The organism is Streptomyces saintjeani, from assembly GCF_055409605.1.
In genome coordinates this window covers 3753219-3776219 of sequence record NZ_CP189624.1, presented here as the reverse complement: position 1 = coordinate 3776219, position 23001 = coordinate 3753219, and the positions used below count along the sequence as shown (strand labels likewise).

The following is a 23001-nucleotide window of genomic DNA, read 5'->3' as shown; positions in this document are numbered from 1 at the left end:
CAGCTGGTGATTGGAAGTTACCCGTACGTAGGGGGTTGGTCACGGGGGCGGTGGTGTGACCCTGGCCGCAATTGTCCAAGCGCTTGCTTGGACGACGCGGGCCTGAGCCGCACTGCTATGGTTACGCCACCGACAAGCCTCCCGGCGTGAACTCCCCGCCGCGGAGGCTTTTTTCATGCCTACACCCACGCACACGCAGATCCGGACCCGTACGGCCGTCCCCTCCGACCGCCCCCTGATCGACCGCCTCTGGCTGATGTTCCGCCACGACCTCTCCGAGTTCCACGACGCCCTCCCCTTCCCCGACGGCACGTTCCGCGCGGAGCGCGTGGACTCGGCGTTCACGGACCCCGGCTGGGCCCCGTACCTCTTCCTCACCCCCGACGACCGCCCCCTGGGCTTCTCCTTCGTCCGTGCCCTGGACACCCCCACGGCCGTCATGAACACGTTCTTCATCGTCCGCGCGGCCCGCCGCCAGGGCCTCGGCCGCACCACAGCCCTCGACGTCGTCTCCCGCCACCCGGGCCCCTGGGAGGTCCCCTTCCAGGACACGAACACGAAGGCGGTCCGTTTCTGGCGCCGAGTGGCCACGGCCGCAGCGGATTCCTGGACGGAGGAACACCGCGAGATCCCCGGCCACCCCGACCTCCCGCCGGACACGTGGATCTCGTTCGACACGAGGGCCGGCGGGCGGGCGGAACAAGCCTGACGACGGGGACGGGTACGAGTCGGCGGACACAGGGCCGGGGTCCGTACGGCGCACACGGGACGGACGGCGAGCCGGGACACCCGGGGGCGAGCGGGGAGGGAAACCGGCCTGACGGCACCGGGCGATCCCGCTCCGCGCGGGAGGCCGCCCGAGCCCGGAGCCGCACGGTTCCCGCCCGAGCCGGACACCCACGCCGATCGGCGGGACCTGTACGGCGCCCCCGAGGGGCCGGTGGCCCGCGAGATCGCCGATGGCCTTCGTCGGCCTGCACCGGGCGATGCCGTGGCGGTCTCGTGGCGGTGAGCCCCGCGCAGCGACCGTCCCTGGCGATGTCCCGGGAGGTTCGGCATCGTCCGAGCCGACCTCCCCTCGGCGATGCCCCTGGCAGCCCCGCTCTAGACCTCCGGCTCCCACTCCTCCAGCTGCCCGAAGACCTTGATGTCCCCGGTGACCTTCAGGGACGTCACAGGGGTGCGGCCGTGGAGGTACAGGACCACCTCCTCGGCGGTGCCCTCGACGGAGGCGGTCGGCGGGGTGGCGGGAGGCGGGGTGGTGGCGCGGGCGCCCTGGGCGGAGAGCGTCAGGCGCCAGGCGGGGGCGTCCGTGGTGAGGAAGTCCAGGGTGGCCGGCGCGTGGGGCCAGGGGCCCGTCGTCGCGCAGCAGGTCGTGAGGAACTCCGCCACGCCGTCCTGGGCGATCTCCGCCGGGAGGGCGTGCGGGGCACCCACGGTGAGCTGGGCGTCGTACGTGTGGACCAGGAGCTGCTGGAGCTGGTGCCGGGCCACCGCGCCCGTCGTCGGCGGGGACTGGGAGGGGCCCCACCAGGTCCAGCAGCCCTGGTCCGGGCCCGCCTCCGCGAGGGCGTCCAGGAGCTGCCGGGTCGACTCCGCGAGCCACTCCGAGATGGCCTCCCGGCCCTCGGGCAGCTCGGCCGTCACCGGCGGCGGACCATCCGCAGGCCCCGCCTTCACGATCATCGCCCAGCGCCGGCGGCCCTCCCCGATGTGGTGGGCCAGGTCGGCCAGCGTCCACTCGGGGCACGTGGGGACCTGTACGTCGAGGCTGGGCGCGGCGGCGACGGCCGTACGGAACGCGGTGGAGCGTTCGTCGAGGAGGCGCAGCAGGTCGGGGAAGGCGAGTGTCGTGTGCACGCTGCTGTTTAGCACCGGGCGCGACGACGGAGACAGTGATTTATTCGGGTGAGCAGACGAACGCCTCCCGCGTAAGGTCCCCGCGTGTGGACCCAGCTGACTTCTACACCGGCATCGTCGCGGACCTGTACGCCCCCCTGAAGGCGCACTCCCAGGACCCCGACCTCTACGACACCTTCGTACGGCAGGCCGGCACCCCGGCGCTGGAGCTGGGCTGCGGGGACGGCGACCCCCTCCTCGAACTGCGCCGGCGCGGCCTGGACGTGGACGGCGTCGACTCCTCCGCCGACATGCTGGCCCGCCTGCGGCACAGGGCGGACGGACAAGGGACCGGCGTCACCACGTACCACCAGCGCATGGAAGCCCTCGACCTGCCCCGGCGCTACCGTTCGGTCTTCCTCGCGGGCCCGACCTTCAACCTGCTCCCCGACGACGCCACGGCCCTCGCGGCGCTGCGCGGCATCAGGCGGCACCTCGCCGAGGACGGCACCGCCCTGATCCCCCTGTTCACGCCGGCCCCCTCGGAGGAGATCGGCAAGGTCCGGACGGTCACCGCCCCCGACGGCGCCGAACTGCGCGTGTCCGTCGTGTCCGAGCGGCGCGACGAGGGGGCCCGTACGCAGACGACCGTCCTGCGGTACGAGCGCCACCACGGCGAGGACAGCGTCGTCGAGGACCGCCCGTGGGTGCTGCACTGGTACCCCCGGGACCACTTCGAGGAGCTCGCGGCGGAGGCGGGCCTGAAGGTCACGGCGGTCACCGGCGTCGACACGGGCGTACTGAACCTCTACCTCCGCCCCGCCTAAGCCGTCTGCGGCAGCCTCCTGCGCCGCCGCTTCAGCAGCGCCCACGGCCCCCGGGGCCCGGTCGGCATGGCCGCCGTGACCTCGGTCCCGGGCTCCGCCGCCGCCTCGGCCGCGGCGCGCGCCACCGGCAGGAACCCCTCCCGCCGCGAGACGTCCGGCCGCTCCTCCTCCTGCGGCCAGAGCCCGAGGGCAGCGCAGAGCGTCGGCAGGACGGCCATCGCGGCCGTCGCGTACCCCTCCGCCGACGGGTGGTAGTGGTCCGGCCCGAACAGCTCCCGCGGATTCGCCTCGAACTCGGGGCCGAGGAGGTCGCCCAGCGAGACCGTACGGCCGCCCTGCTCGACCGTCCCGATCGTCTGCGCCGCCGCCAGTTGGCGGGACGCCCTGCGGGCCAGCCATCTGAGCGGCTGCCCGACGGGCTCGATCGTGCCGAGGTCGGGACACGTGCCGACGACGACCTCCGCGCCGGTGGTGCGCAGGCGCCGTACCGCCGAGGACAGGTGACGTACGGAACGGGTCGGCGGCATCCGGTGCGTCACGTCGTTCGCGCCGACGATGATCACGCAGATGTCCGGCACCTGTTCGGCCGAGCCGACGACCAGCGCGACCTGCCGGTCCAGGTCGTCGGACTGGGCGCCGGGGAGGGAGACGTTGCGCAGGAGCACGGGGCGCTCGGCGACGGCGGCCAGGCCGGAGGCCAGCAGCGCGCCCGGCGTCTGGGAGGCCCGGTGGACCCCCTGCCCGGCGGCCGTGGAGTCGCCGAGGAGGACCAGGCGCAGAGGTTCCTCGCCGGTGGTCGCGTAGACACTGCCGTACAGGCCGTCCGCCTGTGGTACCCGCGCGGACGTGCCGTTCTCCACATGGCGGCGCGCCCACCGGGCCTCCGCGAGGAGCAGCCCCATCGCCGCGGCCCCGGCCAGCCCGACGCCCCCGCCGCCGTAGGCGGCACCCGCCGCGATCCGCCGGGCCACCCTCGCCCTCGACATGCTGGTCATCCTGCCCGCCACCTCCCTCGTCGCCGTACAACCTCTCCTTGCCCCGTACGACCCGTCGGTCAATCTCACCCAGGAGTGAACACGTTTAGGCTGGCGACCATCACGACCACGTTTTTTGCAAGCAACCGGAGACAACGGTGCAATTCCACGACTCGATGATCAGCCTCGTCGGCAACACCCCGCTGGTGAGGCTCAACAGCGTGACCAAGGGCATCCAGGCCACCGTTCTGGCGAAGGTCGAGTACTTCAACCCCGGCGGTTCCGTGAAGGACCGCATCGCCCTGCGGATGATCGAGGCGGCGGAGGAGAGCGGCGCGCTCAAGCCGGGCGGCACCATCGTCGAGCCGACCAGCGGGAACACCGGCGTGGGCCTCGCGATCGTGGCGCAGCAGAAGGGGTACCACTGCATCTTCGTGTGCCCCGACAAGGTGAGCACGGACAAGATCAACGTGCTGCGGGCGTACGGCGCCGAGGTCGTCGTCTGCCCCACCGCCGTCGACCCGGAGCACCCGGACTCGTACTACAACGTCTCCGACCGGCTGGTGCGCGAGACGCCCGGCGCGTGGAAGCCGGACCAGTACTCCAACCCGAACAACCCCCTCTCCCACTTCCACTCCACCGGCCCGGAGCTGTGGGAGCAGACCGAGGGGAAGATCACGCACTTCGTCGCCGGCGTCGGCACGGGCGGCACGATCTCCGGCACCGGCCGGTACCTGAAGGACGCGAGCGGCGGCAAGGTCCAGGTCATCGGCGCCGACCCCGAGGGCTCCGTGTACTCCGGCGGCTCGGGACGGCCGTACCTCGTCGAGGGCGTCGGTGAGGACTTCTGGCCGACCGCGTACGACCGGACCGTCGTCGACGACATCGTCGCTGTCTCCGACAAGGACTCCTTCCAGATGACCCGCCGCCTCGCGAAGGAGGAGGGTCTCCTGGTCGGTGGGTCCTGCGGGATGGCGGTCGTCGGCGCGCTGCGGGTGGCCGAGCGGCTCGGTCCCGACGACGTGGTCGTCGTGCTGCTGCCGGACAGCGGGCGCGGGTACCTGTCGAAGATCTTCAACGACGAATGGATGGCCGACTACGGCTTCCTGGAGGACGAGGGCCCCAGCGCCCGCGTCAGCGACGTCCTCGACGACAAGGTGCACGGCGCGATCCCGTCCCTCGTGCACATGCACCCCGAGGAGACGGTCGGCGAGGCGATCGAGGTGCTGCGCGAGTACGGCGTCTCGCAGATGCCCGTCGTGAAGCCCGGCGCCGGGCACCCGGACGTCATGGCCGCCGAGGTCGTCGGGTCCGTCGTCGAGCGGGAGCTGCTCGACGCGCTGTTCAACAACCGGGCGTCGCTCGTGGACCCGCTGGAGAAGCACATGTCCGCGCCGCTGCCGCAGGTCGGCTCCGGGGAGCCGGTCGAGGACCTGATGTCGGTGCTCGGTGAGGCGGACGCGGCGATCGTGCTCGTCGAGGGCAAGCCGAAAGGGGTCGTCAGCCGACAGGACCTGCTGGCGTTCCTCGCGAAGGGCGGCAAGTGAGACCGACCCGCGCCGGGGGTGTACGGCGGGGAAACCTGCGGTGAACCCCCGGGTCGGCCGTCGGACTTCCGCTTCGTTCGCCCGCACGGCGGACTTCGCGGAAGTGGTACGAGCGCGTCACGTCCGCGCAGCACACGCTTAACACGAGTCCGGCACATTAGGGGATGTCGGCAGGCGGGAGCGGCTCCCCGCCGAACCGGCAACCAAAACGGCGTCACGGACCTCCGGAGCGGCTCCCGGACCTCCACAGACGCCAGGACGCAGGGCCTAGCTCGCGTCCCCCGCGGGGACCGCCGTCGTCCCGCCCCCCTTACCGGGGGTGCGGCGGTCCCCGCGCATACTTTTTTGTACGGGGTGCCTGCGAGGATGTTTCGTATGCCGCTTCCCCAGCCCAACGGTCTGACCTCGCTCGTCCTGCGTACGGACTTCACCGACGACCGTGCGTGGGAAGCGCTGCGTACGGCGCTGGGGGCCGACGCCACGTGCGTGGACGATTCCCGGTACGACGGGGTCGAGGTCGGGACGCTCCTCTCGGAGGATCTGCATCACGTCTTCCTCGCGGACGCCCTCGCCCAGCGCGAACACCTGCTGCTGGCCCTCGATCTGGCGGATCTGGTGGGAGCGACGCTGCGGGTGCCGGTCGGGATGTTCGCGCAGGTGTCGGCGTACCTGTCGTCCGGCGCCGCCGATCTGGAGGACTACCTGTGCGAGGCGGTCAGTCCTCCCAGCGGTCCTCCCCGCGCTTCTTCCGGCGTCCCCGCAGCGCTTCCAGCAGCTCGGGGGTGGAGCGGACCGCGTGGACCGCGTTGACGCCCACGATGCCCGTCCAGGTGATCAGGAGGCCCGGGAGGTCCGCGTTCACCGCGCCGATCGCCGAGAGCGGGATCGCGAGGACCAGGGAGACGATGCCGAAGCCGAAGCGTTCGCCCCACGAGTCCGTGGCGTGCGGGGTGCGTGAGTCCCGCGCCGCCGACATCTGCTGTTCCGCGAACTGGCGGCGTACCCGGCGTTCCACCGCGCCGTCTATCCGCTGGTCCACCTTCTCCAGGAACGACTCGACCAGCGCCGAGTCGTACTCCTCGCCCAGTTCCCTGCGCGCGTGCAGGGTCGCGTCCAGTTCCTTCTTCAGTTCGGTGTCCCGGCCCGCTGTCATCGTTGTCTCCTCAATCCCCTGGAACCTTCTCCAGGCTAGGGAGCGGGGGCCTCGGCCGCACGGGGGATAGCCCCCCTCTTCGGCATGGGGGGTGCCGGGAGGAGGCCCACGGACTCCAGCGTGCGCCTGTGCGCGGGGCCGATGTCACTGAGGTGTACGTCGACGCCCCTGCCGCGCAGCTCTCCCACCGCGTCCTTCAGCGCGAGGGCGCCTGTCGCGTCCATCGCCGTCAGTCCCGAGAGCCTCAGCTCCACCTCGTTCACACCGTGTACGTCCGTGAGGGCCCGGCGGAGGCTGTGGGCGCCGGCGAAGAGGAGGGGGCCGTCGTAGCGGAGGCTGATCGACTCCGTGCCGGGGTGTTCGTCCGTGGCGGCGGGGGTCAGGCGGGTGGTGGTCGCGGCGGCCTTGAGGGCGAGGACCGTGGAGACGGCCAGGCCGATGAGGACGGCTCGGACGAGGTCCAGGGCGAGGGTGGAGGCCGCGGTGAGGACGAGGACGAGGGCGTCGCCCTTGGTGGCTCGGGCCATTGCTCGTACTGGGCCTGTTTCGACCATGCGGATGGCTGTCGCCAACAGGACTCCGGCGAGGGCTGCCAGCGGGATGCGGGAGACCAGGGGGGCGGCTGCTGCGACGATTCCGGCGAGGATCACTGCGTGGGTTAGCGCTGCTAGGCGGGAGGTGGCGCCGGTTCTTACGTTCACTGCTGTGCGGGCGATTGCGCCTGTGGCGGGGACTCCGCCGAAGAGGGGGGCCGCCAGGTTGGCGATTCCCTGGCCGAAGAGTTCTTTGGAGGGGTTGTGGGTGGGTGCGGGTTCGTTGTGGCTGGTCGCGCCCCGCGGCGGAGCCGCAAATTGATGCAGCCCCGCGCCCCTGAAAGACTCTGCCGGACGCCGGTTCTTCGACATTTCGTCTGCTACCGATGCGGAGAGTAGGGACTCCAGTGCCGCCAAGGCGGCTACTGCTACCGCTGGGGCCAGGAGCGTTGGGATTCGGGTTACGTCCAGGAAGCCGAGCGACGGGGTCGGTAGGGACGATGGGAGGGTGCCGATCTTTGTTACGTCCAGCTTCAATGCCTCCGTCACCGCCGTCGCCAATCCCACCGCCGCCAGCGAGAACGGGACCGTCGGTTTCCACCTTGCCCCCGCCAGCACCAGCGCCGCCGAACCCGTCGACAGGAGCAGTGCCGGCCAATGGGGGGCCGTCTCGAACTCCTCTGCCGCCCTCGCCGCCACCGCCGCCACCTGTTCGCCGTGCGGCAGGGGGACCCCGAGTGCGTTCGGGATCTGCTGGAGGGCGATCACCGCCGCGATGCCCACCGTGAAACCGGCGATCACCGGGGCGGGCACGTACGCCATCGCCGCGCCCGCTCTCGCGAAGGACAGGGCGATGAGGATCAGGCCCGCGAGGAGGCCGACCGTGAGGACGCCGTCGGTGCCGTAGTGGTGGACGATCGGGACCAGTACGACCGTCATGGCGCCCGTCGGGCCGGAGACCTGGCGTGCGCTGCCGCCGAACAGTGCCGCGAGGGCGCCGGCGACGATCGCGGTCGCCAGGCCGGACGCGGCGCCGAGCCCTGAGCTGACGCCGAAGCCGAGGGCGAGGGGGAGGGCGACCACGGCGACGGTCAGGCCGCAGAGGAGGTTGCGGCGGGGGTCGTGGGTGAGGGTGCGGAGGTCGGTGAGGGTGGGGAGGGGGAGGTTCATGGGGGCGGCTTCTTCGCGGGGGTGCGGAGCGGTGGGGTGGGTCGGGGGTGGCCGGGGCTGCGAGGGCGTACGGCAGTTCACGGATCGCGTCGCCGGACTGCCGTACGCCGTACCGTCGTTCCGCCGGTCACGGCAGCAGCGACACCAGCCCCGTGTCCAGGTCGAACCGCGCCGCCGTCACCTGGGCCCGGGCGAACGCGGGGTCCGTGCGGATCGCGTCGCGGACCCAGGTGGTGTGGGCGGTCATGGTGTGTTCGGCCCAGTCGCCGGGGGTCGCGCGGGTGCGGTGGGCCGCCGGGGCGATCTCCTCGACGAGGAGTTCGAGGTGGCCGGGGACCTCGTCGCCGGTGCGGAGGTGGTCGAGGGTGGCGGCGATGGCTCCGCAGCGTTCGTGGCCGAGGACCAGGACGAGGGGGATGCCGAGTTCGGTCACGCCGTACTGGATCGAGCCGAGCACCGCCTCGTCCAGGACCTGGCCCGCCGTCCTTATGCACAGGACGTCGCCGAGGCCCTGGTCGAAGATCAGCTCGGGCGGGACGCGGGAGTCGATGCAGCCCAGGACGATCGCGTACGGGTGCTGGGCGCCCGCGAGGGTGTGGCGCAGGCGGCGGTCCTCGTGGGGGTGGCTGGAGCGGCCCCCGGCGTACCGCTCGTTGCCGGCGAGGAGTTCGGCCAGGGCGGCGGACGCCGTGGCCGGGGGGCCGGTGGGGAGGGGGCTGCGCGGGGTGCGGGTCGCGGCTGCGGCCGGTGCGGTGGCCAGGGCGCCGACGGCGGTGGCCGTCAGGAAGGCCCGGCGGTTGGAGGGCATGACGCATCCTCGGGGTCGTACCAAGAACCCTCGGCGGAGGGCCTGTTCACGGTATGCACCTGATCCGTCACGGTGTGTGCCTGTTTAACGACACTTTGTGTTTTCGTGTTCAGATCATCGCCGGTCCGATACGGGGGCTTGACGGGGTGACGGCCTCGGCCCCGGGTGTATAACAACATGCAGGAACCATGCAGCCTGAATAGCCAGGGGGAGCACAAGAATGAGCGTGTCCGAGGGCCCCGCCGCCCGGCTCCAGACGCTCTTCGAGGGACACCGGCTCACGCCGACGCAGCGGAGGATCGCGCACAGCATGGTCCGGCGGGCGGCTGATGTGCCGTTCCTGTCGAGTGTCGAGCTGGCGGAGCTGGCGGGGGTGAGCCAGCCGTCCGTGACGCGGTTCGCCGTGGCCCTCGGGTTCGACGGGTACCCCGCTCTCCGGCGCCACCTCCGCGAGGTCGCGCCGGGCGACCGTGCCGCCTCCTCCCAGGACTACAACGCCTATCAGCAGGCCGTCGAGGCCGAGATCGAGAACCTCCGGCACCTCGCGGAGGTCCTCGCCGACCCCGCGCCCGTCCGCCGGGCCGGTCAACTCCTCGCGGCGTCCCGCCCCTTGCCGGTCCTCGGCCTGCGTGCGGCGGCCTCCCAGGCGTACGGGTTCTCGTACTTCGCGGCCAAGGTCCACCCGGACGTCCGGCTCCTCGACGAGGGCGGCTCGATGCTCCAGGACCGCATCGACGCGGCGGTCCGCGCGGGGGCGAGCGCACTCCTGTGCTTCGCGCTGCCGCGGCACCCGAAGGAGGTCCTCGACACCCTGACGTACGCGAAGGGGGCGGGCCTCACGGTCGTCACGGTCGCCGACTCGGCGTTCGCGCCGGTGGCGAAGGCGTCGGACCTGCTGCTTCCGGCGGCGGTGGGGACGGGGCTGGCGTTCGACACGGCCTGTGCGCCGATGCTGCTGGGGCGGGTGCTGCTGGAGGCGATGTGCGACGACCTGCCGGACGCGCAGGCCCGGTTGGAGGAGTTCGACGCGGGGGCGGTCGCGCGGGGGTTGTTCGTGGAGTGAGGCGGGTGCTCGGCTCTCAGGTTCGTCTCACGTTCGCTCGGTAGCTTCCGCGGAGCGGAACGTCGGTGACGAGGAGGCGGGTGGCATGGTGCGTGGAGGACAAGGGCTGGCGCGGGTGGCCGTCGTCGTGAGGGCGGGGGCCGCGCCGTGGTGGTGGTGCGGGGTGTTCGCGGCGGGGGTCGGAGTGCTGGTGCCGGGGATCACCGGCCGACGGATCGGCGTGTTCGCCGGCGCCGCGCTGTTCGTCCTCGCCGCCGCCGTCACGGCGTACGCCCGCCGCAAGCGGTACGCCGCCCTCGCCCGCAGCGCGGCACGCGCCGGCAGGCACGACGCCCTCCAGGACCGCGCGGTCACCGTACGCAACTGGCGCCACGGCAACCGCTGGTGGCTCCTCCTCGCCCTCGCCCTCGGGATCGTCAGCTCCTTCGCCGTCCCCGCAGCCGCGGGCATGCTCATCGCCGGCTACGGAACCGGCCTGCGCCTGAAGTCCGCCTGGCTGGGCCGCCGGGAACGGACCGAGGGCGAACTCCTCTGGGTACGGGTGGACTGGCTGGGCCGATACGGCGGCGCCCCGGCGGGCAGGGCGGTGAAGGGATACCGCGGCACCGGCATCGCGGCGGGCGACGCGGCCCCCGGAGGAGCGCGCCGCCGCACCACGGTCGGAGCCTGAGGCGAGCCCCCTCAGACCTCCAGATCCTCCTCGATCCGCTTCAACTGGTGCCGCGCCATCGCCAGGTTGGACCGCTTCGCGTCCAGGACGAGGTACAGGAACAGCCCGTTGCCGCCGCGTCCGCTGAGGAGGCGCAGGAGGTGGTACTGGTCGGAGAGGGTGATGAGGATGTCCTCGATCTGCGCCTTGAGGCCGAGGTGCTCCATCGTCCGCATCTTCGCGCGGACGACGTCCGTGTTGCCGGCAGCGGCGACGTTGAGGTCGAAGCTCTTGCTGCCGCCGAGCGTGCCGAGGGCCATGCCGCTCGTGTAGTCGACGAGGGCGATGGCGGTGGCCCCCTCGATGGACGCGAGGGCTTCCTTGAGGGCGGTCTCGGTGTTGGCCATGGTCGTTGGGTTCCTTTCAACTCTCGGTGGTGGCACGCGTGTTGTCGGTGGGGGTGCGCGCCGGTCGGGCGGGCAGTGGGGGGAGTGGGGGGAGCTTGGGGAGGGGCGTGCTCTCGGCCGCCCCGGTCTTTTTCGCGGCACTGGTGGAGGCCCCTGATCTCTTCACGGCACTCGTCTTCGCGGCTTGCTTCGCGGCGGCGTTCTCCCCGGCCGCCGAGTCCACCAACTCCCCGATCCGAGCCCCGGTCCGCCGCCCTTCGAGGTGCAACCGGCCGACGTTCACCCGGTCCTGGGCGAGCAGCGTCAGCACGGCGGCCTCGCCGGCGGCGTACGTGGCGACGTACCCGTACACCCCCCGCACGAGCAGCTCGCGCAACTCCCCCTGCCCGGTCTCGTCCGCGAGGCGTACGGCGACGCCGAGCGCGGCGGCGGTGAGCGCGGCGACGCCCTCCGGCTCGACCCCGGGCGTGTCCGCGGCGAGCACCAGCCCGTCGACGCTGGCCGTGAGCGCGCCGGTGAGCTGGGGCACGGAGGCCCGCAGCCGTCTCAACTCGTCGAGTATCTCGGCCTCGTGAACACCCATCAGATCTCTCCTCTCGGGCTGCGGTCGCTGCCGCTCAAAGGGCCTCCAGCGCATCTCTGAGCCTTTTCAGCAGGGTGAGTTGGGGATCGTCGGCCGGAACTTCCCTGACCGACACCGCTGTCGGAACCGGCAGCGGCTGCACCGTCACCAACCCCGCCGCCGCGAGCCGCCGTACGTCGAGCAGCGTGGGAAAGGCCCGCCGCCCGAGCCGGTGCGCGATCCCGGTGGCCGTGCGTTCCCCGTCGACCTCGGCGAGGACGGCCCGCCTGCGCGCGGGGAGCCAGCGCGGCGGAGGGTGGGAGTCGACGAGGCGCAAGGGCGCGTCGTCCGTGCGGGCGTCCGGCCAGAGCCGGTCGAGCAGGGCCCGGCGCCGGCGCGTCTCGCGCTCCAGGAGCCCGGCGTCGACGGGCTGTACGGGGCCGGGGTCGTACCCGGTGTCGTCGTACCGGAAACGGGCGGGGGCGTCACCCGGCGTCAGGGTGAAGTACGCGGCGTCGAAGAGCGCCCCCAGCAGGCAGAGTTCACCGGCGCCGTGCGGTAACCGCCCCTCCCGGACGAGGAGTTGGAGGCTCTCGCGGGTGCCCATGAGGGCTTCGGGGCCCGGCGCCGCCACGCTCTCGCCGTACACCACCCGCCCCCGGACCAGGTGCAGCGCGCCGCTGTCCCGCATCAGCACCCCGCTCGCCTCCTCGGCCGCGAGCCGGGCGAGGAGCGGGGCCACCTCGCCGGTGACGTGCTCGCGGACGGGGAGCGCTGTCATGACGGCCATCACCCCAGCACCAGCTTCCCGGCCATCTCTTCGAGCCGGATGCGCGCGAGCGCGAGGTTGCCGTCGCGGCGGCCGAGCCACACGTGCAGGAAGACGCTGCTGTCGAAGTCGGTGCGGACGAACCGGAGCAGGTGGTAGCTGTCGCGGTTGCTGATGATGAGGTCCTCGACCGAGGGATCGTCACCAGCACCAGCACCAGCACCAGCACCGGCGTCCGGCGTCTCCGGCGTCTCCGGCGCGAACGCCCGTTGTTCGACGGTCAGTCGGGCCACCTCCGCAGCCTCCGTCGCCGCCGCCTCCGCGTCCCCGCCGGGGAACTCCCCGACGGACCCCAGCGCGAGCCCGCTGGTCCAGTCGACCAGGGCCGCGCCCCGGGCTCCGGGCAGGCGCATGGCCTCCAGCAGACACTCGTCGATTCCGGGCACCGCGGTTCCCCTCCCGCCTCGGTTACGGCTGAGTGAGAGAGACGCTACAGACCGTGTGTGCGACGAGTGAGGTGTTTGGCATTTCCCCTTGGAAAATGCCAACGGCAAGCTAGAGTGGGTGAGTTTGCCTGCTTTTCGGGCTTATCGAACACCCAGGTCGCAGGCGTGCGTCAAGGGCGCTCGGGCGCGCCCAGGGTGGTGAGCGCGTCGCCGTACGCCCCTCCGGCCTCGGCGAGGATCTCCGCCGTCGTCTGGGCCGCACGGACGAGCGCGAACCCGGTACGGCCGTCCGCGCCGGGCGCGTACCCGTAGATGGCGGGCCGGGGAAGGGAGTTGTACGCGTAGTGGTGGGCGAAGTAGTACGCGCCCGTGTCCAGCGCCGCCGCGTAGTCGCCCTGTTCGAGCAGCGGGAGCGAACGCCCGCGCGCCAGCAGGTCACCCGAGAAGCACGCCGGACCGGCGACGTCCTGCACGGCCTCGGGGCCGCTCTTGGCGCGGCCCTTCGCGTCGTACGCGGCGATCCTGAGCGGCCACGAGCCCGGCATGTACACGGTCCGGGTCGCCACCTGGACGCCCGCGTGCGTCACCGCGATGCGCCGGCCGCCCGCGCTCTTCGCGTACTCCACGCGCGCCACCACCGTGCCCTGCTCGGCCAGCAGCGAGCGGCCGAACTCGGTGACCAGCCCGTACCGGCCGTCGAGCAGTCCTGGGACCGCTTCTTTCAGGAGGCGGGCGTACTGCGCGTACGTCGGCGTGGTGTCCTCCGAGCCGTAGTTCACCGGCAGGCCGCCGCCGATGTCCACGGTGTCGATCTGGCGGCGGCCGATCCGCCGGTTGATCTCCTCGGCCAGTGCGTACGTCTCCGCCACGCCGCGCGCCATCAGCGTCAGCGGCACGCCCTGCGAGCCGGTGTGCGCGTGCAGGCGGGTCAGCCACGGGCGCTGCGCGTACACCCCGATCACCCACTCCCGCGCGCCCTCGTCCCTCAGCGCGACACCGAACTTCGAGGTGGGGGTGGCCGTCGAGGTCGACTCGATGGTGCCGCCGCCGACCTGCGGGTTCACCCGCAGACCGAGGGGGGAGGTGCTCGGCGCCTCGCGCCGGAGGGCGTCGATCCGGGCCAGCTCCTGCGGGTTGTCCGCGTTCACCGCGATCCCCAGGGCCAGCGCCTCGCGCAGCTCCGCCGGGGTCTTCGCCGGGGAGTCGAGTACGGTCGAGCGCGCGCCGAATCCCGCGGCGCGCGCGAGGGCCAGCTCACCGGGGCTCGCGACCTCGGCGCCGATCCCGGCCTCGCGCAGCAGGCGCAGTACCGGTACCAGAGGGGTGGCCTTGACGGCGAAGGCGTGCAGGACCGGGGTGCCCGGGGGGACGACGGCGTCGAACGCGGCCGTCAGCTCCGCCGCCGACTCCTTGATGCCGGTGACGTCCAGGAGGCCCACGACCGGGGCGTCCGGGCCCAGCAGGCCCTGTTCCACCGCCGCGCGGACCGCGTCGTCCCGGCGTACCGCTCGTCCGTCGTCCACCGCTTGCCCGTCTGCCGCCTGCCGCACTTCAGCCCCCGTCGAGGTGGTCCGGTACCGGTACTGCCGTGTCGTCGCCGTCGGCCGGAGCATGCCCCGGCTCGTGCGTGGGTGTGCCCCTCCTTTCAGCCAAACACCCGTACGGCGGGCGTGTCGGTTCCCCGCCCTATTGACTAGTTCTATTCAGCTGGCGACTATGTGAATAGAACCGGAATATCGACGACGTGCCCCAGGAGGCAGCCCATGTCAGGACCCCGGCCCGTTCGAGCCCCCCGCGGAACCGGACTGAACACCCTGGGATGGCAGCAGGAAGCCGCCCTGCGGATGCTCCAGAACAACCTCGACCCCGAGGTCGCCGAGCACCCCGACAAGCTCGTCGTCTACGGCGGCACCGGCAAGGCCGCGCGCGACTGGCGCTCCTTCGACGCGATGGTCCGTACGCTGCGGACCCTCAAGCAGGACGAGACCATGCTCGTCCAGTCCGGGCGCCCCGTCGGCGTCATGCAGACGCACGAGTGGGCGCCGCGCGTCCTCATCGCCAACTCCAACCTCGTCGGCGACTGGGCGAACTGGGAGGAGTTCCGGCGCCTGGAGGCGCTCGGGCTGACCATGTACGGCCAGATGACCGCCGGGTCCTGGATCTACATCGGCACCCAGGGCATCCTCCAGGGCACGTACGAGACGTTCGCCGCCGTCGCCGCCAAGAAGTTCGGCGGCACCCTCGCCGGGACGATCACGCTCACCGCCGGGCTCGGCGGGATGGGCGGCGCCCAGCCCCTCGCCGTCACCATGAACGACGGTGTCGCGATCTGTATCGACTGCGACCCGCGTGCCATCGAGCGCCGTATCGAGCACCGCTACCTGGACGTCAGGGCCGACAGCCTCGCGCACGCGCTCCAGCTCGCCACCGAGGCCCGTGACCAGCGCAAGCCGCTGTCCATCGGCCTGCTCGGCAACGCCGCCGAGCTGCTCCCGCAGATGCTCGCCGAGGGCGCCCCCATCGACATCGTGACCGACCAGACCTCGGCGCACGACCCGCTCTCCTACCTGCCGGTCGGCGTCGACTTCGCCGACATGGCCGACGCGGCGGCGAAGGACCCGGCCGGGTTCACCACCCGGTCCCGCGAGTCCATGGCCCGCCACGTCGAGGCCATGGTCGGCTTCATGGACGCCGGCGCCGAGGTCTTCGACTACGGCAACTCCATCCGCGGTGAGGCCCAACTCGCCGGATACGACCGCGCGTTCGCCTTCCCCGGGTTCGTCCCCGCGTACATCCGCCCCCTCTTCAGCGAGGGCAAGGGCCCCTTCCGCTGGGCCGCGCTCTCCGGCGAGGCGTCCGACATCGCGAAGACGGACAAGGCGATCCTGGAGCTGTTCCCCGAGAACGAGTCCCTCGCCCGCTGGATCAAGCTCGCCGGCGAACGCGTCCACTTCCAGGGCCTCCCCGCCCGCATCTGCTGGCTCGGCTACGGCGAGCGCGACAAGGCGGGCGAGCGCTTCAACGACATGGTCGCGAGCGGCGAGCTGGCGGCGCCGCTGGCGATCGGCCGCGACCACCTGGACGCCGGCTCGGTGGCCTCCCCGTACCGCGAGACCGAGGCCATGCTCGACGGCTCCGACGCGATCGCCGACTGGCCGCTGCTCAACGCGATGGTGAACGTCGCGTCCGGGGCGTCGTGGGTGTCGATCCACCACGGCGGCGGCGTCGGCATGGGCCGCTCGATCCACGCGGGCCAGGTCAGCGTGGCCGACGGCACGAAGCTGGCGGGCGAGAAGATCCGCCGCGTCCTGACGAACGACCCCGGCATGGGCGTCATCCGCCACGTGGACGCGGGCTACGACATCGCCGAGACGGTGGCGGACGAACGCGGCGTCCGCATCCCGATGCGCGAGGGCGGGGACGCGTGAGCGACGGGAACGCTCCGGTGGGGGCCGCGACGCTGTCCGTGGCTCCCCCCTCCTTCCAGGAGATGTGGCGCCAGCTCCACCCCATCGGCCGCCACCCCGACTCCCGCGGCTACCGGCGGTTCGCCTGGAGCCCCGCCGACGCCGACTGCCGGGCCTGGTTCCAGGAGCAGGCCGAGCTGCGGGGACTGGCGTACGAGGTCGACCGGAACGGGAACCAGTGGGCCTGGCTCGGGGACCCCGCCGCCGGGGACGCCGTCGTCACCGGGTCCCACCTCGACTCCGTCCCCGACGGGGGCGCCTTCGACGGCCCCCTCGGAGTCGTGTCCTCCTTCGCCGCGCTCGATGAACTCCGCGCGCGGGGCGTCCGGTTCGCCAAGCCCCTCGGCATCGTCAACTTCGGGGACGAGGAGGGCGCCCGGTTCGGGCTCGCCTGCGTCGGGTCCCGGCTCACCTCGGGGAAGCTGACCCGCGCGCAGGCCCACCAGCTCGCCGACGGCGACGGGATCAGCCTCCCGAAGGCCATGGAAGCCGCCGGGTACGACCCCGACGGCATCGGCGCCGACAACGAGCGCCTCGACCGGATCGGCGCCTTCGTCGAACTGCACGTCGAGCAGGGCAGGGCGCTGGACCTCTCCGGCGACCAGGTCGGGATCGCCAGCGCCATCTGGCCGCACGGACGTTGGCGGTTCGACTTCCGGGGCGAGGCCAACCACGCCGGAACCACCCGCCTCGTGGACCGGCGCGACCCGATGCTGTCGTACGCGGAGACCGTGCTCGCCGCCCGGCGCGAAGCGCAACTCGCCGGAGCCGTCGCCACCTTCGGCAAGATCTCCGTCGAGCCGAACGGCGTCAACGCGATCCCCTCCCTCGTACGCGGCTGGCTGGACTCCCGCGCCGCCGGACAGGAGGCCCTCGACACCGTGGTCACCGGCATCGAGAAGGCCGCGCAGACCTACGCGCAGGAGCACGGCGTCGAACTGGACGTCGTCCGCGAGTCGTTCACGCCGGTCGTGGAGTTCGACCACGCCCTGCGCGACGAACTGGCCCGACTCCTCGGCAAGGACACCGGCCTCACCGTCCCCGTCCTCGGCACCGGCGCGGGACACGACGCCGGCATCCTGTCGGGACGCATCCCGACCGCCATGCTGTTCGTGCGCAACCCCACCGGCGTCTCGCACTCCCCGGCGGAGTCCGCGACGGAGGACGACTGCGTGGCCGGGGTGAAGGCGCTCGCCGACGTACTGGAAGGGCTGGCCCGCGCATGACGACGTTCTGGCTGGAGCACGCCTGGCTGGACCCGGCGGTGGAACCGGGCGTGGCCCTGGAGGTCACCGACGGCAGGATCACGGCCGTACACAAGGGCGTCGGGACCCCGCCCCCGGGCGCGGAGGTCCTGCGCGGCCTGACCCTGCCCGGCCTGGCGAACGCGCACAGCCACGCCTTCCACCGGGCCCTGCGCGGCACGGTCCAGGTCGGGTCCGGGACGTTCTGGACCTGGCGCGAGGTGATGTACGGCGTCGCGGACCGGCTCACCCCGGAGAAGTACCACGCGCTGGCCCGCGCGGTGTACGCGGAGATGGCGCTCGCCGGGATCACGACGGTCGGCGAGTTCCACTACGTCCACCACACCCCGGACGGCACCCCCTACGCCGACCGCAACGCGATGGGCGAGGCCCTGATCCAGGCGGCGGCGGACGCCGGGATCAGGATCACGCTGCTCGACGCCTGCTACCTGTCGGCGGGGTTCGGCCAGGCACCGAACCGGCACCAGCGCCGCTTCTCCGACGGCGACGCGGAGAGCTGGGCGGCACGCTGTTCAGAACTCAAGGAACGAGATCACGCACGGATCGGCGCGGCGATCCACTCCGTACGGGCGGTCCCGGCGGACCAGCTCGCGACCGTCGCGGCCTGGGCCTCGGAGCGCCGCGCCCCCCTCCACATCCACCTCTCCGAGCAGACCGCCGAGAACGACGCCTGCCAGGCCGCCCACGGCCGCACACCGACCGGACTCCTCGCCGACCACGGCGTCCTCGGCCCCCGCACCACCGGCGTCCACAACACCCACCTCACGGACGGGGACATCGCCCTGATCGGCGGCTCGGGCACCGGCACCTGCATGTGCCCGACGACGGAACGCGACCTGGCCGACGGCATCGGACCCGCCGTGGCCCTCCAGCAGGCCGGCTCCCCGCTCTGTCTCGGCTCCGACAGCCACGCCGTGATCGACCTCTTCGAGGAGGCCCGCGCGATGGAGCTGAACGAGCGCCTGCGCAGCCGCACCCGGGGCCACTGGACGGCGGCGGCCCTCCTGCGGGCGGCCTCGGTGGACGGCCACGCCGCGCTCGGCTGGGACGACGCCGGCACCCTCGCCCCCGGCTCCCTGGCCGACTTCACGACGGTCGCCCTCGACTCCGTCAGAACCGCGGGCCCGCTGCCGCGACTGGGCGCGGAGACGGCCGTATTCGCCGCGTCGGCGGCAGATGTCCGCCATACGGTCGTGGGCGGCCGGCACGTCGTACGGGACGGGGCCCACACCGCCGTACCGGACGTCCCGCGAGCCCTCGCGGCGGCCGTCGCCGACCTGCGCTCCTGACCTTCGCAACCCACGAGGACGCCATGAACGCCCCCACCACACCCAGCAGCCCCATCGGGCCGAACCAGGCGAACAGCACGACCGGTACGACGACCGTCATCACGAACATCGGCACTCTCGTCACCAACGACCCCTCCCTGGGCGACAACACCCCCCTCGGACTGATCCACGACGCGGCCGTCGTCATCGACGGCGACCGTGTCGTCTGGACCGGTGAATCCAGCAAAGCACCCGCCACTGACAATCGGGTCGACGCCGGTGGCCGGGCCCTCCTCCCCGGCTTCGTCGACTCCCACTCCCACCTCGTCTTCGCGGGCGACCGCACGGCCGAGTTCAACGCGCGCATGTCAGGCCGCCCGTACACGGCCGGGGGCATCCGTACGACGGTGGCGGCGACCCGCGCGGCCACCGACGAGGCCCTCGAAGCGAACCTCACGGGCTACCTCGCGGAAGCCCTGCGCCAGGGCACGACCACGATGGAGACCAAGTCCGGCTACGGCCTGACGGTCGAGGACGAGTCCCGCGCGCTCCGCATCGCCGCACGCCACACGGACGAGGTCACGTACCTCGGCGCGCACATCGTCTCCCCCGACCACGCCGACGACCCCGCCGCGTACGTGGCTCTCGTCACCGGCGAGATGCTCGACGCCTGCGCCCCGCACGCCCGTTGGGTCGACGTCTTCTGCGAGAAGGGCGCGTTCGACGGCGACCAGGCACGGGCGATCCTCAACGCGGGCAGGGAAAAGGGCCTCCACCCCCGCGTCCACGCGAACCAGCTCACGTACGGACCGGGCGTCCAGCTCGCCGTGGAACTGGACGCGGCGAGCGCGGACCACTGCACGCACCTCACGGACGAGGACGTGGACGCGCTGGCCAACAGCGACACGGTGGCCACCCTCCTGCCGGGCGCGGAGTTCTCGACCCGAGCCGAATGGCCGGACGCACGGCGCCTGTTGGCCGCGGGGGCCACGGTCGCCCTCTCGACCGACTGCAACCCGGGTTCGTCCTTCACGTCCTCGGTCCCGTTCTGCATCGCGCTGGCGGTACGGGACATGGGGATGACCCCGGACGAGGCGGTGTGGTCGGCGACGGCGGGAGGGGCGGCGGCGCTGCGGCGTACGGATGTGGGCCGCGTAACTCCGGGCGCCCAGGCGGACCTGGTCCTCCTGGACGCCCCGAGCCACGTGCACCTGGCCTACCGGCCGGGAGTGCCGTTGGTGAGGGGGGTGTGGCGGAAGGGGACACAAGAGGTCTGACCGGAGTCACTCCTCCACGGTCAGACCCTTCCTGAGCCGCACCAGCGTCCGCGCCAGCAACCGCGACACATGCATCTGCGAGATCCCCAGCTCCTCCCCGATCTCCGACTGCGTGAGCCCGGCGACGAACCGCAGCGACAGGATCCGCCGTTCCCTGGGCTGGAGTCCGGCGATGAGGGGCTTCAACGACTCGACGTACTCGATCCCTTCGAGCCCGTGGTCCTCGTACCCGATCCGGTCGGCCAGCGCGCCTTCCGTCTCCTCCTCGTCGGGCTGCGCGTCGAGGGAGGAGGCGGTGTACGCGTTGGACGCGGCCATCCCCTCGACCACCTCGTCGGCGGAGATGCCGAGCCGCTCGGCCAGCTCCGCGACGGTGGGGGAGCGGTCGAGCCGCTGGGACAGCTCGTCGCCCGCCTTGGCGAGTTCGAGCCGCAGCTCCTGGAGCCGGCGCGGCACGCGCACGGACCAGGACGTGTCCCGGAAGAACCGCTTGATCTCACCGACGATGGTCGGCATGGCGAAGGTGGGGAACTCGACGCCTCTGCTCAGCTCGAACCGGTCGATGGCCTTGATCAGCCCGATCGTGCCGACCTGGACGATGTCCTCCATCGGCTCGCTGCGGGAGCGGAAGCGCGAGGCGGCGAACTTGACGAGCGCGAGGTTGAGCTCGACGAGGGTGTTGCGGACGTACGCGTACTCGTGGGTGCCCTCTTCGAGGGCTTCGAGGCGGGCGAAGAGCGTCTTGGACAGCGCGCGGGCGTCGACCGCGCCGATCTCGTCGTACGGGGGGATGTCCGGAAGATCCGCGAGGGGATCGAGGTCGTGGGGATCAAGCTGTTCCGGTGGGGGTGTCGACGCCGCCGTCGGGGGCCGGGATACGTCGAGCCGGGGTGACATGTCGTCCTCCATCGTTCTCGGCAGGTGTGGCGAATGGCTGCCGGAGCCAGTACATGTGGACTGCGGTGTGCGGCGCCTCCGAAGCCGTCCGGTCTTTCCCCCGGGAAACGGGGCTGCTACTAGCCCTACCTGCTTCCCCGGCCCGACCGCAACCATGATATGCCCGTTTTGTCAAGCTTGGTGTGGTTGTTCGAGTGTCGAGAGATGGTGTACAAGGCGTAGTGTTCGGGAGCATCGGTACACGGCTACGACCTCGGGAGAGATGACGGCATGGACCACGGGACGGTCGGCAGCGCACAGTCGGGCCGGCTGCTGGTGGAGGTGCGGGAAGAGGGCTCCAGCGCGGTCGTCACCCCCGCGGGTGAGCTCGATCACCACACCGCGGAGCTGCTGCGCGAACCTCTGGACGCGTGTCTGGCGAAGGGTTTCAGCCGTCTCGTCATCGACTGCTCACGGCTGGAGTTCTGCGACTCCACCGGACTGAACGTGCTGCTCGGCGCCCGTCTCAAGGCGGAGGCCGCCGGTGGTGGCGTCCACCTCGCCGGGATGCGGCCGGCCGTCGCCCGGGTCTTCGAGATCACCGGCGCGGAGGCCGTCTTCACCGTTCACGCCACGGTCGCCGACGCGCTGCCGGGCCAGGACGCCGACGGCTGAGACTGCCCGCCCGCCGGAGTGTGTTCCGTACGCCGCGCCGGGCAGGAGACTTCGTGAACATGTCGGCGGCACGTGTGTACGAACCCGCGCGGGAGCGGGCGCCGTCGGCCCTGAGAATGACCTGGTGCCTTTGGAACCGGTCAACCTGGTGAGGTGAAGCGCTGATGAGCACGACCCGGCCCCCTGCGTCTGTGCCGTCCGGTGGTGAGCCGTCCGGCGAGGGTGTCCGGCGGTTGCGTCTCGACGGCGCGAGCGGCGTCGTACCGCTCGCCCGGGACTTCGCCCGGCAGGCGCTGTACGCGTGGGGCTGGCTCCCGGCGTCCGGCGCGGACCGCCGCGCCGCCGCCGAGGACGTGCTCCTCGTCGTCTCCGAACTGGTCACGAACGCGTGCCTGCACGCCGGGGGCCCCGAGGAGATCCGCATCTCCTGCGACAACAAGGTCATCCGGGTCGAGGTCGTGGACCGGGGGGCGGGCCAGCCGTCACCGCGCACGCCGCACCGCGCGGGGCGGCCCGGGGGGCACGGGATGTTCATCGTGCAGAGGCTGTGCCTGGACTGGGGGGTCGTACGGGCGCAGGGGGTGGCGGGCAAGACGGTGTGGGCGGAACTGGGGGCACCCGCCTGACACGGAACCCGCCTGGGCGTCCTGGCCACCCCGCGACGACTTGACGGCCGCCCCGGCCCCGCACACTCCGCGCCGCTGTTTCCCTTCCCTCCTCAAGCCGCCCGGCGTACCTTGGCGCACCGAATCTGATGAGGCGTCAGGGGTGAGGAATCGTGGCCATGCGGAAGCGGAGTGGCGTGCTCGCGGCGGGCGCGGTTCTTGCCGGGGTGGGGGTGGTGGGGGTCGCGCCAGGTGCCTCGGCCGCCGTCGTCGACGTCAACTACGCCTGCAAGACGCCGATCGGGGACAAGAGCGCCCTCTCGCCGATCGACATCAAAGGGGTGAAGAGCGGGAGCGGTTACCGCATCACCATGTCGTGGCAGAAGGGGGTCTCGTCGAGCCCGGTCGAGCTGGGCGCCGGGGCGATGAAGCCGAGGGCCACCGTCGAGCTGGGCGGCGCGGACAGCGGGACCCTCACCGTCACCGGGTCCGCGAACCAGGCCGCGATTCCGGCCAACACCCCGATAAAGATCAGCGACTTGAGCGGTACGTACACACCGAAGGCGTCCGGGAAGGTCACGTTCACCGCCGGTGTGCTGACGATCGTCGCGCTCGGTACGACGACGACGTGTACGCCGACCAACTCACCCGGCGCGTCACTGACGTTGGACGTGACGGCGGGGTCCTCGCCGGACACCCCGGCGCCACAGCTCCCGCAGACCGGCCCCGAGGACTCCTTCGTCGCGCTCGGCACGCTCGGCGGGACGATCCTGCTGACCGGCGCCGCCGGTGCTCTGTGGCTGACGCGCCGTGCTCGTTAG

24 protein-coding genes are annotated in these 23001 nt (G+C 72.1%); 13 read left to right on the top strand and 11 right to left on the bottom strand.

Annotated features, from left to right (window positions below; translation table 11 throughout):
* The first annotated feature begins 175 nt into the window (after positions 1 to 175).
* Entirely contained in the window at positions 176 to 709 is a 534-nt protein-coding gene (locus ACQCO7_RS16960) for a GNAT family N-acetyltransferase (RefSeq protein ID WP_464072621.1), read from the top strand.
* Between the two features lie 395 nt (positions 710 to 1104).
* Here ACQCO7_RS16960 and ACQCO7_RS16955 read toward each other — a convergent pair whose 3' ends face one another.
* Complete coding sequence (locus ACQCO7_RS16955; protein WP_464072620.1) at positions 1105 to 1860, bottom strand: maleylpyruvate isomerase family mycothiol-dependent enzyme; 756 nt, start codon at positions 1858 to 1860, stop codon at positions 1105 to 1107.
* 86 nt (positions 1861 to 1946) lie between these two features.
* Between ACQCO7_RS16955 and ACQCO7_RS16950 the strand changes: the two genes are divergently transcribed.
* The gene (locus ACQCO7_RS16950; protein ID WP_464072619.1) at positions 1947 to 2666 is read left to right on the top strand and encodes a class I SAM-dependent methyltransferase; all 720 of its coding nucleotides are present in this window, start codon (positions 1947 to 1949) and stop codon (positions 2664 to 2666) included.
* Here ACQCO7_RS16950 and ACQCO7_RS16945 read toward each other — a convergent pair.
* On the bottom strand, positions 2663 to 3661 hold the full coding sequence (locus ACQCO7_RS16945) for an SGNH/GDSL hydrolase family protein (protein ID WP_464072618.1): 999 nt from the start codon (positions 3659 to 3661) through the stop codon (positions 2663 to 2665). The genes ACQCO7_RS16950 and ACQCO7_RS16945 overlap by 4 nt on opposite strands.
* A 137-nt stretch (positions 3662 to 3798) precedes the next feature.
* Between ACQCO7_RS16945 and ACQCO7_RS16940 the strand changes: the two genes are divergently transcribed.
* The gene (locus ACQCO7_RS16940) at positions 3799 to 5187 is read left to right on the top strand and encodes a cystathionine beta-synthase (protein ID WP_464072617.1); all 1389 of its coding nucleotides are present in this window, start codon (positions 3799 to 3801) and stop codon (positions 5185 to 5187) included.
* A gap of 375 nt (positions 5188 to 5562) precedes the next feature.
* Positions 5563 to 5997, top strand: coding sequence for a DUF6924 domain-containing protein (locus ACQCO7_RS16935; protein WP_464072616.1), 435 nt, complete (start codon positions 5563 to 5565; stop codon positions 5995 to 5997).
* Here the strand turns inward: ACQCO7_RS16935 and ACQCO7_RS16930 are convergent.
* The 3 genes from ACQCO7_RS16930 to ACQCO7_RS16920 all read right to left on the bottom strand — a co-directional run bounded on the left by ACQCO7_RS16930 (position 5903) and on the right by ACQCO7_RS16920 (position 8851).
* The gene (locus tag ACQCO7_RS16930) at positions 5903 to 6340 is read right to left on the bottom strand and encodes a hypothetical protein (protein ID WP_464072615.1); all 438 of its coding nucleotides are present in this window, start codon (positions 6338 to 6340) and stop codon (positions 5903 to 5905) included. The two genes, ACQCO7_RS16935 and ACQCO7_RS16930, sit on opposite strands and share 95 nt — an antisense overlap.
* Before the next feature lie 35 nt (positions 6341 to 6375).
* The gene (locus ACQCO7_RS16925; RefSeq protein WP_464072614.1) at positions 6376 to 8043 is read right to left on the bottom strand and encodes a SulP family inorganic anion transporter; all 1668 of its coding nucleotides are present in this window, start codon (positions 8041 to 8043) and stop codon (positions 6376 to 6378) included.
* Between the two features lie 127 nt (positions 8044 to 8170).
* On the bottom strand, positions 8171 to 8851 hold the full coding sequence (locus tag ACQCO7_RS16920; RefSeq protein WP_464072613.1) for a carbonic anhydrase: 681 nt from the start codon (positions 8849 to 8851) through the stop codon (positions 8171 to 8173).
* 220 nt (positions 8852 to 9071) lie between these two features.
* Here ACQCO7_RS16920 and ACQCO7_RS16915 point away from each other — a divergent pair, with 220 nt between their 5' ends.
* A complete protein-coding gene (locus tag ACQCO7_RS16915; protein WP_409115018.1) occupies positions 9072 to 9914 on the top strand; it encodes a MurR/RpiR family transcriptional regulator in 843 nt (280 codons plus the stop codon).
* Positions 9915 to 9999: 85 nt separating this feature from the next.
* Positions 10000 to 10584, top strand: coding sequence for a hypothetical protein (locus ACQCO7_RS16910; RefSeq protein WP_464072612.1), 585 nt, complete (start codon positions 10000 to 10002; stop codon positions 10582 to 10584).
* Between the two features lie 11 nt (positions 10585 to 10595).
* Here the strand turns inward: ACQCO7_RS16910 and ACQCO7_RS16905 are convergent, their stop codons facing one another.
* The 5 genes from ACQCO7_RS16905 to ACQCO7_RS16885 all read right to left on the bottom strand — a co-directional run bounded on the left by ACQCO7_RS16905 (position 10596) and on the right by ACQCO7_RS16885 (position 14360).
* Entirely contained in the window at positions 10596 to 10970 is a 375-nt protein-coding gene (locus ACQCO7_RS16905; RefSeq protein WP_464072611.1) for a roadblock/LC7 domain-containing protein, read from the bottom strand.
* A gap of 16 nt (positions 10971 to 10986) precedes the next feature.
* Positions 10987 to 11553: a roadblock/LC7 domain-containing protein gene (locus ACQCO7_RS16900; protein WP_464072610.1), complete on the bottom strand. Its 567-nt coding sequence runs from the start codon at positions 11551 to 11553 to the stop codon at positions 10987 to 10989.
* A gap of 34 nt (positions 11554 to 11587) precedes the next feature.
* Positions 11588 to 12313, bottom strand: a complete 726-nt coding sequence (locus ACQCO7_RS16895; RefSeq protein ID WP_464072609.1) for a transcriptional regulator — start codon at positions 12311 to 12313, stop codon at positions 11588 to 11590.
* 8 nt (positions 12314 to 12321) lie between these two features.
* The gene (locus ACQCO7_RS16890) at positions 12322 to 12747 is read right to left on the bottom strand and encodes a hypothetical protein (protein WP_464072608.1); all 426 of its coding nucleotides are present in this window, start codon (positions 12745 to 12747) and stop codon (positions 12322 to 12324) included.
* A 170-nt stretch (positions 12748 to 12917) separates the two neighbouring features.
* Entirely contained in the window at positions 12918 to 14360 is a 1443-nt protein-coding gene (locus tag ACQCO7_RS16885; RefSeq protein ID WP_464072607.1) for a type III PLP-dependent enzyme domain-containing protein, read from the bottom strand.
* Between the two features lie 150 nt (positions 14361 to 14510).
* On the opposite strand from ACQCO7_RS16885, the gene hutU reads away from it, so the two are divergent.
* The 4 genes from hutU to hutI all read left to right on the top strand — a co-directional run bounded on the left by hutU (position 14511) and on the right by hutI (position 20024).
* Positions 14511 to 16175 (top strand): urocanate hydratase, encoded by a 1665-nt coding sequence (gene hutU / locus ACQCO7_RS16880; RefSeq protein WP_464072606.1) that lies wholly within the window; start codon positions 14511 to 14513, stop codon positions 16173 to 16175.
* A gap of 62 nt (positions 16176 to 16237) precedes the next feature.
* The gene (locus ACQCO7_RS16875; RefSeq protein WP_464077221.1) at positions 16238 to 17440 is read left to right on the top strand and encodes an allantoate amidohydrolase; all 1203 of its coding nucleotides are present in this window, start codon (positions 16238 to 16240) and stop codon (positions 17438 to 17440) included.
* A complete protein-coding gene (locus ACQCO7_RS16870; RefSeq protein ID WP_464072605.1) occupies positions 17437 to 18768 on the top strand; it encodes a formimidoylglutamate deiminase in 1332 nt (443 codons plus the stop codon). Before ACQCO7_RS16875 ends, ACQCO7_RS16870 begins: the two co-directional genes overlap by 4 nt.
* Positions 18769 to 18791: 23 nt before the next feature.
* Positions 18792 to 20024 carry an imidazolonepropionase gene (gene hutI / locus ACQCO7_RS16865; RefSeq protein WP_464072604.1) on the top strand — a complete coding sequence of 411 codons (1233 nt, stop codon included), beginning with the start codon at positions 18792 to 18794 and terminating at the stop codon, positions 20022 to 20024.
* 6 nt (positions 20025 to 20030) lie between these two features.
* On the opposite strand, the gene ACQCO7_RS16860 is transcribed toward hutI, so the two are convergent.
* A complete protein-coding gene (locus tag ACQCO7_RS16860; protein WP_464072603.1) occupies positions 20031 to 20921 on the bottom strand; it encodes an RNA polymerase sigma factor SigF in 891 nt (296 codons plus the stop codon).
* A 270-nt stretch (positions 20922 to 21191) separates the two neighbouring features.
* On the opposite strand from ACQCO7_RS16860, the gene ACQCO7_RS16855 reads away from it, so the two are divergent.
* The 3 genes from ACQCO7_RS16855 (at position 21192) to ACQCO7_RS16845 (ending at position 23001) form a co-directional block, all read left to right on the top strand.
* Positions 21192 to 21575, top strand: a complete 384-nt coding sequence (locus ACQCO7_RS16855; RefSeq protein WP_464072602.1) for an STAS domain-containing protein — start codon at positions 21192 to 21194, stop codon at positions 21573 to 21575.
* 164 nt (positions 21576 to 21739) lie between these two features.
* Positions 21740 to 22201, top strand: a complete 462-nt coding sequence (locus ACQCO7_RS16850; RefSeq protein WP_464072601.1) for an ATP-binding protein — start codon at positions 21740 to 21742, stop codon at positions 22199 to 22201.
* A gap of 152 nt (positions 22202 to 22353) precedes the next feature.
* Positions 22354 to 23001 carry an LPXTG cell wall anchor domain-containing protein gene (locus tag ACQCO7_RS16845; protein ID WP_464072600.1) on the top strand — a complete coding sequence of 216 codons (648 nt, stop codon included), beginning with the start codon at positions 22354 to 22356 and terminating at the stop codon, positions 22999 to 23001.

What these genes read in the sequence shown, in the direction of transcription:
- ACQCO7_RS16960 (WP_464072621.1), top strand. Translation starts at nt 176, where the DNA reads ATGCCTACACCCACGCACACGCAGATCCGGACCCGTACGGCCGTCCCC.
- ACQCO7_RS16945 (WP_464072618.1), bottom strand. Translation starts at nt 3,661, where the DNA reads ATGACCAGCATGTCGAGGGCGAGGGTGGCCCGGCGGATCGCGGCGGGT.
- ACQCO7_RS16935 (WP_464072616.1), top strand. Translation starts at nt 5,563, where the DNA reads ATGCCGCTTCCCCAGCCCAACGGTCTGACCTCGCTCGTCCTGCGTACG.
- ACQCO7_RS16930 (WP_464072615.1), bottom strand. Translation starts at nt 6,340, where the DNA reads ATGACAGCGGGCCGGGACACCGAACTGAAGAAGGAACTGGACGCGACC.
- ACQCO7_RS16925 (WP_464072614.1), bottom strand. Translation starts at nt 8,043, where the DNA reads ATGAACCTCCCCCTCCCCACCCTCACCGACCTCCGCACCCTCACCCAC.
- ACQCO7_RS16920 (WP_464072613.1), bottom strand. Translation starts at nt 8,851, where the DNA reads ATGCCCTCCAACCGCCGGGCCTTCCTGACGGCCACCGCCGTCGGCGCC.
- ACQCO7_RS16915 (WP_409115018.1), top strand. Translation starts at nt 9,072, where the DNA reads ATGAGCGTGTCCGAGGGCCCCGCCGCCCGGCTCCAGACGCTCTTCGAG.
- ACQCO7_RS16910 (WP_464072612.1), top strand. Translation starts at nt 10,000, where the DNA reads ATGGTGCGTGGAGGACAAGGGCTGGCGCGGGTGGCCGTCGTCGTGAGG.
- ACQCO7_RS16905 (WP_464072611.1), bottom strand. Translation starts at nt 10,970, where the DNA reads ATGGCCAACACCGAGACCGCCCTCAAGGAAGCCCTCGCGTCCATCGAG.
- ACQCO7_RS16900 (WP_464072610.1), bottom strand. Translation starts at nt 11,553, where the DNA reads ATGGGTGTTCACGAGGCCGAGATACTCGACGAGTTGAGACGGCTGCGG.
- ACQCO7_RS16895 (WP_464072609.1), bottom strand. Translation starts at nt 12,313, where the DNA reads ATGACAGCGCTCCCCGTCCGCGAGCACGTCACCGGCGAGGTGGCCCCG.
- ACQCO7_RS16885 (WP_464072607.1), bottom strand. Translation starts at nt 14,360, where the DNA reads ATGCTCCGGCCGACGGCGACGACACGGCAGTACCGGTACCGGACCACC.
- hutU (WP_464072606.1), top strand. Translation starts at nt 14,511, where the DNA reads ATGTCAGGACCCCGGCCCGTTCGAGCCCCCCGCGGAACCGGACTGAAC.
- ACQCO7_RS16875 (WP_464077221.1), top strand. Translation starts at nt 16,238, where the DNA reads ATGTGGCGCCAGCTCCACCCCATCGGCCGCCACCCCGACTCCCGCGGC.
- ACQCO7_RS16870 (WP_464072605.1), top strand. Translation starts at nt 17,437, where the DNA reads ATGACGACGTTCTGGCTGGAGCACGCCTGGCTGGACCCGGCGGTGGAA.
- hutI (WP_464072604.1), top strand. Translation starts at nt 18,792, where the DNA reads ATGAACGCCCCCACCACACCCAGCAGCCCCATCGGGCCGAACCAGGCG.
- ACQCO7_RS16860 (WP_464072603.1), bottom strand. Translation starts at nt 20,921, where the DNA reads ATGTCACCCCGGCTCGACGTATCCCGGCCCCCGACGGCGGCGTCGACA.
- ACQCO7_RS16855 (WP_464072602.1), top strand. Translation starts at nt 21,192, where the DNA reads ATGGACCACGGGACGGTCGGCAGCGCACAGTCGGGCCGGCTGCTGGTG.
- ACQCO7_RS16850 (WP_464072601.1), top strand. Translation starts at nt 21,740, where the DNA reads ATGAGCACGACCCGGCCCCCTGCGTCTGTGCCGTCCGGTGGTGAGCCG.